The sequence below is a fragment of the Streptococcus hillyeri genome (genome assembly GCF_003686955.1).
Classification (GTDB): Bacteria; Bacillota; Bacilli; order Lactobacillales; family Streptococcaceae; genus Streptococcus; species Streptococcus hillyeri.
Window position 1 is genome coordinate 339,452 of record NZ_RCVM01000001.1, and the last position, 11,093, is coordinate 350,544.

The window sequence follows — 11,093 nt, forward strand, 5'->3', positions numbered from 1 at the left end:
ACTGCCCCTACTCCACCTGCTCGCTCAGGTTTTCCCATTCTTCCATGAGGGTGAATTGTTCTTCTTGGATGGCGTCTAATTCTTTTTGGAGGTCGGCGAGTTGTCCGATATCATTGGTCGCAAGCATGGCTTCATTGATTTCAGATTCTCGTTGTTCAATGGTTTCGAGGCGTTCTTCAATTTCAGCGATGCGTCTTGTGAGTTTGCGGAGTTCTTTTTGGTTGGCTTTTTGGGATTGATAATCGCTAGCGCCAGCTGATGGGGTGTCTGTTTTGACAATGGTTTCTTCTGACGCCAGTCTCGCTAGTTCTTCCTGCTCTGCTTTTTTCTCCAAATAATAATCGTAATCGCCTAGGTAGAGAGTTGAACCTTCTTCTGAAATTTCAAGGACCTTGCTGGCGATACGGTTGATGAAATAGCGGTCGTGGCTGACAAAGAGGAGGGTTCCGTCAAAGTCAATGAGGGCATTTTCCAGAACTTCCTTGCTGTCGATGTCGAGGTGGTTAGTCGGCTCATCAAGAATGAGGAAGTTATTGTTCTGCATGGAGAGTTTTGCCAACAGCAAGCGAGCTTTTTCACCACCTGAAAGCATGCTGACGGCTTTTTTGACATCATCGCCAGAGAAAAGGAAGGCACCTAGACGGTTTCTAATATCCAGTTCTGGTGTAGTTGGAAAATCATTCCAGAGTTCGTCAAGAACGGTATTTGTTGGCGTTAAGGCAGACTGGGTCTGGTCATAATAACCTGTCTCAACATTAGCTCCGTAGACAGCCTCTCCCTTGATAAATGGGAGTTTGCCGATAACTGACTTGATAAAGGTTGTTTTTCCGATACCGTTTGGACCAACGACAGCGATAGCATCCATTTTTTTGACGTCAAGTGAAATCGGCTCAGCTAAAATCTCTCCGTCATAGCCGATGGCTGTATCAGTCACAGTCAAGACGACATTTCCTGAAACCTTGTCCGAATGGAAGGTCATGTTAGCTGATTTTTGACTGGTAGACGGCTTGTCTAAGCGTGTCATTTTTTCAAGCTGTTTGCGTCGGGCTTGGGCACGTTTAGTGGTTGAGGCACGGACGATATTACGCTGAACAAAATCCTCAAGTTTTGCGATTTCTTTGGCTTGTTTTTCGTAATTTTTTTCTTCGGTCGCCAGTTTTTCCGCCTTCAAGTCCATAAAAGTCGAATAGTTACCAACGTACCTGTCCAAACTATGTGGGTTGAGGTCATAGGTGATCGTGGCAACTTTGTCCAAGAAATAACGGTCGTGACTGACGATGATGAGGGCTCCCTGATAATTGACCAGATAATTTTCCAACCATGCAATAGTGTCGATGTCTAAGTGGTTGGTCGGTTCGTCCAGAACGAGTAATTCTGGCTTTTCAAGTAGCATTTTAGCGAGGGCAAGGCGCGTGTTTTGACCACCAGATAGCTCTGAAATGGTCATGTGCCACATGCTCTCATCAAACTTAAAGCCGTTTAAAATCGCTCGGATGTCACTTTCATAGGTAAAACCACCACGCTGACGAAAATCCTCAGATAACTTATCGTAATCTATCATCAGTTTATCAAGGTCTGAACCGACAACCTCTGCCATTTGTTCTTCCATACGACGAAGACGTTTTTCATCTTGCCTAAGGTCGTCAAAAACGTGTAGCATTTCATCATAGATGGTATTTTCTGATACAAAGCGACTGTCTTGGGCAAGGTAAGATAAACTCAAGTCACGTTTGGTATTGATGTCACCAGACGTTGGCGTTTCTTCACCGACTAAGATTTTCAGTAGTGTCGATTTCCCAGCTCCATTTCGTCCAACAAGGGCAATGCGATCACGCTCGTCAACTTGAATGTTAATATTATTAAAGAGAACGTCTCCCGAGAAGGAACGTTCTAACTTGTTTCCACTTAAAATAATCATGCTTTTAGTTTACCAAAAAAGCGAGGAAAAATCATGTGTTATCAAGGAAAAAAGGCATTAAAAAACAAGTCCAGACTAGAGAGTCAGACTTGTTTACAGTGTTACTGTTTATGAGCGAGCCAGTCACTTTTCAAAAGACCGTAGCAAGTATAATCAAAAATCCTACCTTTTACTTTCATAGCTTGCCTAAAGGTGCCTTCGTAGCGCATGCCTGCTTTCTCAATCACATGACCAGATGCAAGATTTTCAGCTAGAAAACCTGCAACAATACGATTAAAACCAACTTCTCCAAAGAGAAAATCAATCACCTCACGTAAAACCTCTGTCATCAGTCCCTGATTCCAGTACTGTTTGCTCAGAATATAACCAATTTCTGCCTCGTCGACGTTTGGTCTAATGGCTACAACACTGATATCACCAATCACTTCATCAGGAGATCCCTTGAGCGTAATCGCCCACCGAAAGACTTGATTGTCTTGATAATCCTTGACACGTTCTGCCAAAAATTCCTCTGTTATTGCCACAGATTTGTGAGCTTCCCAAGGGACGTATTGCGTGTTTTCGACATCAGAGGCCCAGTTTTGAAACATGGCTGTCGCATCTTCTAGTCGCCACTGTCTCAATATGAGACGGTCGGTTTCAATTGTCTTAGTACCAATGGGGTTCATAAGGATTCCTCCAAGAAATTTTAGTCTATTTTACCATATAAATACTGTTTTTTTAATAAACACATATTAACAAAATGTGGTTTTAAATTATCATTTTCAAGCTTTTTGTATTGTTTACTCCCTCTTCCTATGTTACAATAATCTAGTAAGTTTACTTACACAGAGTAGATGATTCGCGTTAAGTGTGTGTGAATGGGATGTTGTCACACAACGAAGCCTTATGGCGCGGTGAATCATTGCATCCGCTGTTGATCAAGAACACTTGATGTAACAGCTCCAACAGAAAAGGAGCCTTTTTTAATGAAAACTTTTTTCAAAACCCCTAAACTGACTACTCAGCGCCTCGTCACGTTGGCGATGTTGGTAGCACTTGCCTTTATTATCGGAAAATTTTCTGTGACGATCATTCCTAAACAATTAGTAGTCAGTGTTGCTTTTGTTGTGAACACTGTCATTGGTATGATTGGTGGTCCTGTTTGGTCGTTTATTACCTTTGCGGTCTTTGATGTTGTTGATAATCTTTCTAGCGGTGCTGGAAATTTCATCATCTGGTGGACACTTATGGAAGCTGTTCAAGGATTTTTCTACGGATACTTCTTCTATGGAAAAGCTCTTCAATGGCAATCTAAAAAAGACTGGCTACACGTTACTCTAGCAACAGTTGTTATTATGCTTATTGGAACGTTCATCTTTACACCACTGCTTATTCAGATTTACTTTGGTACACCAATTGTTGCCCAATATATTGCTGGTCGTTGGTTGAAAATTTTTGAAATTCCAATTCGTATCATTGTAACGATGGCACTTCTCCCACAACTGCAACGTATTCCTGAATTACGTAAATTGATGGGACTTTCAAAATAATCTAAAAAACAAAAGAGCGTTCATCCCCGCTCTTTTTTAGTATTCTATTAATCTTGCCACGTTTCTTGGTTTTCTTTGAATTTTTTCAATAGGTTTAGCCCGTCCTCGTTGATATAGCCTTGGGCTTTTGCGACCTTGATGAGTTCGCTGTAGTTTGACAATGTCACCAATTTCATGTCAGCTTTTTCAAAGTTTTCGGTAGCTTTTGGCAATTCATAAGTGAAGATAGCTGCGACACCAAGCACATCTGCTCCTTCACGTTTAGCTGCGGCAACAGCATCTAGTACAGATCCCCCTGTTGAAATCAAATCCTCGATGATGACCATTTTTTGACCGTTAACCACGCGCCCTTCAATCTGATTTCCTGCTCCGTGATCTTTTGGCTTGCTACGGATATAGGCAAATGGCAAATTCATCTTATCAGCAATAATAGCGCCGTGTGGAATCCCTGCTGTCGCTGTCCCCGCAATCACTTCAACCTCTGGAAAATGTTCCTTGATTTGGTCAACAAAGCCATTTTCAATAAGTGTGCGTGTTTCGGGATAAGACAACGTCATACGATTGTCTGTATAAATGGGTGACTTGATACCAGAAGCCCAAGTAAACGGCTCCTCAGGTTTCAAATATACCGCCTTAATATCCAATAATTCTGATGCGATTTGCGTTGCTAATGTCATCATTTTTCCTCCTCTAGCATCTCAATGCTTGATGTAAAATATTGTTCGATAAAATAAGTCTGTGCCTGAATAGCTTCAAGCGTTAGATTTTCTCCTGGAGAGGTTAGTATCCATTTGTCTTCCACATCATCTTTGCGATGAATGATGGCAACCAATTCTCCGAAAAAAAGTCGTCAAAGGCTGTGAAACACGCTGAGAGATAATGTAAACATCTTGCTCCTCACCATCTCCTGCAAACAATTCAGGAATGTAGCCATAGTTAATCGGATAGGTATTCCCAAAATCATCTTGAAGCCCTATAGGTCTATCAATAATCACTTGATAACTCTTCCTAACCATTCCACTCTTCCTTAATCGCTTGATAAGCCTCGACAGGATTTTCAGCCTGTGTAATCGGTCGTCCAACGACGATATAGTCTGAGCCGATAGTTCTTGCTTCGCTTGGCGTCATGACACGTTTTTGATCGCCAATAGCAGAGCCACTAGGGCGAATTCCAGGTGTTAGGCAGACGAAGTTGCTTGATGTCGTTGATTTGATGGCTTCAACCTCATGAGCTGAGCAGACGACACCATCTAGACCTGCTTCTGCTGTTTTACGAGCGTAGTTGAGGACAGAATCTGTTAGACTGGTCTGAATATTTTGGTCAGCCTGCATTTGTGCTTCAGAAGTTGAGGTCAGTTGTGTGACCGCAATCAAGATTGGTCCTTCTCCCAACCCTTCACGCGCAGCCTGCATCATCTCAACGCCGCCAGCCGCATGAACATTGGTCATATCAACCCCCAATTTTGCCAGCACAGCCATTGCGGAACGCACCGTATTGGGAATATCGTGCAGTTTCAAATCAAGAAAGATGCTGTGACCAAGTGATTTGATATAGGTCACAATATCAGGACCACAGGCATAGTAGAGCTCCATCCCCACTTTGACAAAGAGCTTTTCCTCCTTAGGAAATTGGGCTAGAAATGCCTTAACCTCCTCAAACGTTGGGAAATCAAGGGCAATAACAGGACGATTTTCTCGCATGGAGTAGGTTTCCTTTCTACAATAAAAACCCTGTCCCAGAGAGACAAGGTTTACGCCATAATAGACCTAAAGCGACACTAGCTTTAGCTCTTTTTCTTTGTCGTACGACCAATCCGCAGAAAGGTCACCTTGCCAACCTCTCTGGATTGACTTAAAGGTTAATTTATTAAATTATAGGTTAGTTTTTGAGGAAAGTCAAGAGAAAATAAGTATTTTCACACGACGTACTCATGAAGAAAATACATGACAACCATGCATTTTCGTTTTAGAGTCTAATTAACCATTTTTTCAGCATCTTTGAGCTTAACAGAGACAATCTTAGAGACACCAGATTCCTGCATGGTAACACCGTAGATGCTATCGGCAGCTGCCATGGTTCCTTTGCGGTGAGTCACGACAATGAACTGGCTGTCCTTATCAAAACGATTGAGGTAATCTCCGAAGCGTTTCACATTTGCTTCATCCAAGGCTGCTTCAACCTCATCGAGGATGACGAATGGGATGGTTTTAATACGAATAATGGCAAATAGCAGAGCAAGAGCTGATAGTGCCTTTTCTCCACCAGACATGAGGTTTAATGATTGGATTTTCTTCCCTGGCGGTTGGACTGAAATCTCCACCCCTGATGTCAATAAATCTCCCTCAGTTAAGATCAGATCTGCTGAACCACCACCAAACATCTGGGTGAAGGTCTGCTTGAAGCTTTCACGAATGGCTTCGAAGGTCGATTTAAAGCGTAATTTAACTTCGTCATCCATATCGTTAATGGTATCAAGCAACAAGTTTTTAGCATGAACCAAGTCATCTCTTTGGGTGTTTAGGAAAATCAAGCGTTCAGAAACTTCATCATATTGGGCAATAGCATCCAAGTTGATTGGTCCTAAAGCCTTAATTTGACGATTGAGCTCTGAAAGGGATTGACGAGACAGGGCAAGATTTTCAAGTTGTCTAGCCTGTTCTTTAGCCTCTTCAAAACTCATCTGATAATCTTCTGTCAACTGACGAGCAAAGCTCTGCAATTTTTCACCGAGATTAGAAATCTCTGCCTCAAGTTGCGCTTGCTGGCGAATGAGACCTTCATTTTTATGACTGGCTTTTTGCAGTTGCTCCTCAATATCATCAAGGCTACCTTCACAATCTTCCACCTCAAATTTGAGACGAACAAGAGCCTGCTCTGTTTCTGTATGGCGTTTGGCAGTCTCTTCTAAACGGCCAGTCAAAATCGGTAATTGGTCAACATCAACTTCTGATGGGGCAGAGGTCAACCAGTTTTCCAAAGTGACAATTTCTTTGTTCAGACTAGCAATCTCAGCTAAGATACGATTAAGGTTAGCACGTTCAAAACGCTCTTCACTCATGCGTTCTCGTTCTTCAAGGCGATAGTGAGATAATTGCTGATTGAGTTCCGTAACCTTAGCGGTAATACTATCCTTATCTCTCTTGATTTCTGTCAAGTTTTCAGAAACCTGTTTTTTCTGACTTTCGATAGTTAAAAGCTGAGCTGACAACGCGGATTTTTTCTCTTCCAATTCTTGAGTAGCTGCTTGGTCAGACTGACTTTGAAGCACTGAACAGAGATTGGTAACTTGTTCCAAACGCTCCGCTACTTGCTTGTAAGCAAACTGGGCAGTTTGTTCTGATAAGCGAGCTTTTTCACCTGATTCCTTGATTTGTGTCAGTTTTGCCTCAGTTTCTTGGAGAGTTTGTCTAGCTTTTTCAACACTTTCTTCTTGTTGGCGCAAGCTATTTTTCAAAAGCGCTAATTCCTGAGTTAAGGTATCTAGCTCAGGCTTGATAAAGGTCGTTGAATTTTGGCGATTTGAACCACCAGCAAATGAACCTCCTGGACGAATTTCAGAACCATCAAGTGTTACCATGCGTACTTGGAAATTCACCAAACGTGCTGCACGGTTCGCCTGATCAATGGTTTCAAAAATCGCTGTTGTGCCTAACAAATTGTCAAAAATGGCTGTTAATTTAGGTTCAAAAGTGACCAAGTCATTCGCAAAGCCTAAAAAACCATCTGCTGCTTCTAATTTTTGGCGATTATTTCCAGCTACTTCACGCGATTTAATGGTTGTCAAAGGTAAAAAGGTTGCACGACCCGAACGGTTTTTCTTTAGAAAATCAATGGAACGTTTCGCAGCACTTTCATCCTCTACAATGATGTGCTGGCTAGCGCCACCGAGTGCAATTTCAAGAGCTGTTTGATAGGTCGCCTCAAAATTCAAGTGTTCACTAACCGCACCAATGATACCACCAATATTATCAGCACTCTGCAAAACAGCCTTAACACCTGCAAAGAAATTACTATGATTTTTTTGAATGGCTAACAGTGACTGTTGGCGTGCTTCCTTATTTTTAACTTGGTCTAACAAGTCAAACATCTTCTGTTGCTGATTTTGGTAATCTGTCTGGCAGGTTTCAAGGTCTTTGGCAGATACTTGATAGTCGTTTAGTAAGTCTTGAACATGGTCAATAGCTTCTTGATGTTCTGCTTTCTTGAGCTCTTCATCTTTTTCAAGGTCTGCTTTTTCAGATAAAAGCTGAGCTAATTCACTTGATTTGCTTTCAAGAGCCTGAATTCGGCTATCAATTTCAGCTTGGACTGATGTGAGCGCATTTGATAAATCCACCTCTTTCTCCATCAATGAGACAAACTCTTCTCGGAGTGTCTCGATAATCTGGTCGGGATTGGTTGAAAATGTCTCTAACTGTGTCTCGAGTGAGCTAATGTTTAATTTCGTTGCTGCCAAATGGTCAGAGATATCAGCTAATAATGTCTCTTTTTCAGCTTTTGACTGTTCAAGAGTTTCTTTATCGGTCTTCATCTGATTGAGACGCTTACCAGCATCAGCTTTCTTCTCTTCGTTTTGACTGGATTCTAGCGCTAAAAGGTCAATTTGACGTTCTAAATCTGATTTTAAACGTGTTAAATCCATGAGCTCAGCTTGATATGTGGCAAGTTGATTGTTCAACTCATGGCGTTTTTCTTTTAGGTTTTGATTTTTGGTTTCCAGACGCTCACGTTGCTGGTAATAAGCTGAGAGTTCTTCCTTAGTCTGAGCTAGGCTATCTTCCTTGCTCTGCCATTTTTCCCTAAACGAAATAATATCGTCAACAAGAATATCGAGTTGGAGCGACTTACGTTCGTCCTCTAGAATTCTAAAGCGCTTGGCAGTTTCAGCTTGTTTTTCAAGTGGTTTGAGTTGATTATCCAACTCATAAATGATGTCCTCTAAGCGGTCAAGGTTATCCTGTGTTTGATTTAATTTGGTCTCGGTCTCTTTTTTGCGTGTTTTGTACTTGAGGACACCTGCCGCTTCTTCAAAGATAGCACGGCGTTCCTCAGGTTTCGAGTTAAAAATAGCTTCGACACGCCCTTGGGAAATAATAGAAAAAGAGTCACGTCCCAAACCAGTATCCATAAAGAGATCGTGAATATCTCTCAGACGAACCTTTTTGCCATCAATCAAGTACTCGCAGTCGCCATTGCGGTAAATGTGCCGCTCGACACGAATTTCTTCTGGTCTATCCGAAATAAAGTTATCCGAATTATCCAAAGTAACAGTAACTTGGGCATAGTTTAAAGGTTTACGATTTTGTGTACCAGCAAAGATGACATCTGGCATCTTACCGCCACGCAGGCTTTTTGCTGAGGATTCCCCCAGAGCCCAACGCAGACTTTCTGTGATATTCGATTTGCCAGAGCCGTTTGGTCCAACAACTGCTGTCACACCTTGGTCAAATTCGACCTTGGTTTTATCAGCAAAGGATTTAAAGCCCTGCATTTCAATTTTTTTTAGAAACATAATGTCCTCAATAACAAATGTTATGGTCTATAGACCATATTTTATACGGTAATTTATTGCAAATACTCAAGCGCATTTTTAGCAGCATCTTGCTCAGCCAATTTTTTAGACTTTCCTTTACCTTGACTTAATTTTTTGCCATCCGCAAAAACAATGACTTCAAAAGTCTTATCGTGTGCCGGTCCTACTTCATTGACAACCTGATAGTTAATGGTTATATCACCATTGACTTGTAGTAATTCTTGTAAGGTGGTTTTATAGTCTTTCACTCGGTCATAATTACCAACTTCAACTTGTGGAATCATGACTTGATTTAAAAAGGCTTCAACCGCAGCCACACCCTTGTCCAGCAACAACGCTCCTAGGAAGGCCTCAAACAAGTCACCTAAAATGGCTGGTCGATTGCGTCCACCAGTTTTTTCTTCACCACGACCCAATTTAATGTGCTGATCAAAGCCACATTGGCGAGAAAATCCTGCTAGTGACTCTTCACGAACAATCATTGAGCGGAGTTTTGACATGTCACCTTCAGGCATCTCGGGATATTTGCGATAAAGGTAGCCAGAGATCGTTAATTGAAGAGCAGCGTCTCCTAAAAATTCCAAGCGTTCATTATGTGAAATATTTAGGGCACGATGCTCATTGGCATAGCTTGTGTGTGTAAAGGCAGTTTCTAGAATCGCTTTATCTGCAAAAACGATTCCGAAACGCTCATGTAATAATTTTTCTAATTTATCCATTATTTATTCCTCTTTTGGAGAAAGGCTGCGCATGGCTGCTTCATAGGTCTGTTCTAAAAGCATAGTAATGGTCATCGGACCAACACCACCAGGTACGGGAGTGATAAGACTAGCAATCTCAGCTACCTCATCAAACTTAACATCTCCAATCAACTTTCCAGTTTCATCACGGTTCATGCCCACATCAATGACAACAGCACCAGGTTTTACAAATTCCTTAGTCACAAAATGCCCACGACCAATAGCAACCACTAAAATGTCTGCCGTTCGACAAACTTCTGGCAAATGCTGTGTTTTTGAATGTGTCAGTGTTACCGTCGCATTTTGTTCAATCAGCAAGTGTGCCATGGGTTTTCCAACAATATTGCTACGTCCAACAACAACTGCTGTTTTACCTTCTAATGGCACCTGATAAAACTCAAGCATTTTCATAATACCTGCTGGTGTGCATGGTACCATCACACGATTTCCAGACCAGAGATTTCCCATATTTGTTGGATGAAAACCATCGACATCTTTTTCAGGGCTAATGGCTAGTAACACCTTTTGCTCATCAATATGTTCTGGCAGTGGCAATTGAACCAAGATACCATGAAAACGGTCGTCTTGATTATATTTTTCAACTTCTTTCAAGAGAGTTTCATCAGTTGTTGACTCAGGTAAACGCACAGTTTCACTTAAGAAACCAGCTGCTAGGGCAGAGCGTTCTTTGTTACGAACATAAACTTGACTGGCTGGATTGTCACCAACTAAAATCACGACTAGACCTGGCGTGATACCATAGGTCTCTTTCATGTCTGCTACAGATTTTGCCAAATTTGCCTGTAGTTTTCCAGCCAAACCTTTTCCATCAATTATTTGAGCCATAGGCCATTCCCCCTTTGAAAGATAAAAGTATTACTATTATATCAAAGATTTAGTAAGATTTCATCTGCCAATATCGTTTGGGTGCAACTATCATTTGTTGGTAATTTCCCAAAGTAATTTCCACTTTAGCTTTCGAAGTGGAAATTAGTCTAAAACGGATTTTTATGGTGGAATTAAGTCTGAGACGTTTGTGTTAGAAATGAGTCCTTACTATGACAAAATATAAACACCTTACCCTCTCAGACCGCAATGACATCCAACTTGGCTTAGAACGTGGAGAAACCTTCAAAGCCATTGGACAAACTATCCTAAAAGATCCTACTACCGTTTCCAAAGAGGTCAAACGTAACAGACAGGTCAGAACCTCTACCAGTGATGGGCTTCCTTGCCCTCTCATTGATAAATCCCCATTTGTCTGTAACGGATGTCCTAAGAGAAGACAAAATTGTGGCTACAAGAAAATCTTCTACCTCGCTAAACAGGCTCAAAAACAATACGAACAAACCCTCGTTGAGGCTCGAGA

Annotated in this window: 9 protein-coding genes, 1 pseudogene and 1 riboswitch; of the genes and pseudogenes, 2 read left to right on the forward strand and 8 right to left on the reverse strand. The window is 41.6% G+C overall.

The window, feature by feature from the left end; all coding sequences use genetic code 11:
• Positions 1 to 7: 7 nt before the first annotated feature.
• Both EAF07_RS01500 and EAF07_RS01505 read right to left on the reverse strand, forming a co-directional pair.
• Complete coding sequence (locus EAF07_RS01500; protein ID WP_121834526.1) at positions 8 to 1,918, reverse strand: ABC transporter ATP-binding protein; 1,911 nt, start codon at positions 1,916 to 1,918, stop codon at positions 8 to 10.
• Between the two features lie 101 nt (positions 1,919 to 2,019).
• On the reverse strand, positions 2,020 to 2,586 hold the full coding sequence (locus tag EAF07_RS01505) for a GNAT family N-acetyltransferase (protein WP_121834527.1): 567 nt from the start codon (positions 2,584 to 2,586) through the stop codon (positions 2,020 to 2,022).
• Positions 2,587 to 2,744: 158 nt separating this feature from the next.
• Positions 2,745 to 2,836, forward strand: a riboswitch (THF riboswitch).
• 50 nt (positions 2,837 to 2,886) lie between these two features.
• On the opposite strand from EAF07_RS01505, the gene EAF07_RS01510 reads away from it, so the two are divergent.
• A complete protein-coding gene (locus EAF07_RS01510; protein ID WP_121834528.1) occupies positions 2,887 to 3,450 on the forward strand; it encodes a folate family ECF transporter S component in 564 nt (187 codons plus the stop codon).
• A 47-nt stretch (positions 3,451 to 3,497) separates the two neighbouring features.
• On the opposite strand, the gene pyrE is transcribed toward EAF07_RS01510, so the two are convergent.
• From pyrE to EAF07_RS01540, 6 genes and pseudogenes are all read right to left on the reverse strand, one after another.
• Positions 3,498 to 4,127, reverse strand: a complete 630-nt coding sequence (gene pyrE / locus EAF07_RS01515) for an orotate phosphoribosyltransferase (protein WP_121834547.1) — start codon at positions 4,125 to 4,127, stop codon at positions 3,498 to 3,500.
• Positions 4,127 to 4,466: pseudogene (locus tag EAF07_RS01520) on the reverse strand (inorganic diphosphatase). Before EAF07_RS01520 ends, pyrE begins: the two are co-directional and overlap by 1 nt.
• Positions 4,459 to 5,151 (reverse strand): orotidine-5'-phosphate decarboxylase, encoded by a 693-nt coding sequence (gene pyrF / locus EAF07_RS01525; RefSeq protein ID WP_121834529.1) that lies wholly within the window; start codon positions 5,149 to 5,151, stop codon positions 4,459 to 4,461. Before pyrF ends, EAF07_RS01520 begins: the two are co-directional and overlap by 8 nt.
• Positions 5,152 to 5,423: 272 nt before the next feature.
• A complete protein-coding gene (gene smc, locus EAF07_RS01530) occupies positions 5,424 to 8,963 on the reverse strand; it encodes a chromosome segregation protein SMC (protein ID WP_121834530.1) in 3,540 nt (1,179 codons plus the stop codon).
• Positions 8,964 to 9,016: 53 nt separating this feature from the next.
• Positions 9,017 to 9,703: a ribonuclease III gene (gene rnc / locus EAF07_RS01535; protein WP_121834531.1), complete on the reverse strand. Its 687-nt coding sequence runs from the start codon at positions 9,701 to 9,703 to the stop codon at positions 9,017 to 9,019.
• A 3-nt stretch (positions 9,704 to 9,706) separates the two neighbouring features.
• A complete protein-coding gene (locus EAF07_RS01540) occupies positions 9,707 to 10,570 on the reverse strand; it encodes a bifunctional methylenetetrahydrofolate dehydrogenase/methenyltetrahydrofolate cyclohydrolase (protein WP_121834532.1) in 864 nt (287 codons plus the stop codon).
• 212 nt (positions 10,571 to 10,782) lie between these two features.
• On the opposite strand from EAF07_RS01540, the gene EAF07_RS01545 reads away from it, so the two are divergent.
• Positions 10,783 to 11,093: helix-turn-helix domain-containing protein (locus EAF07_RS01545; RefSeq protein ID WP_142925583.1), on the forward strand; the 311-nt coding region annotated here is incomplete at its 3' end.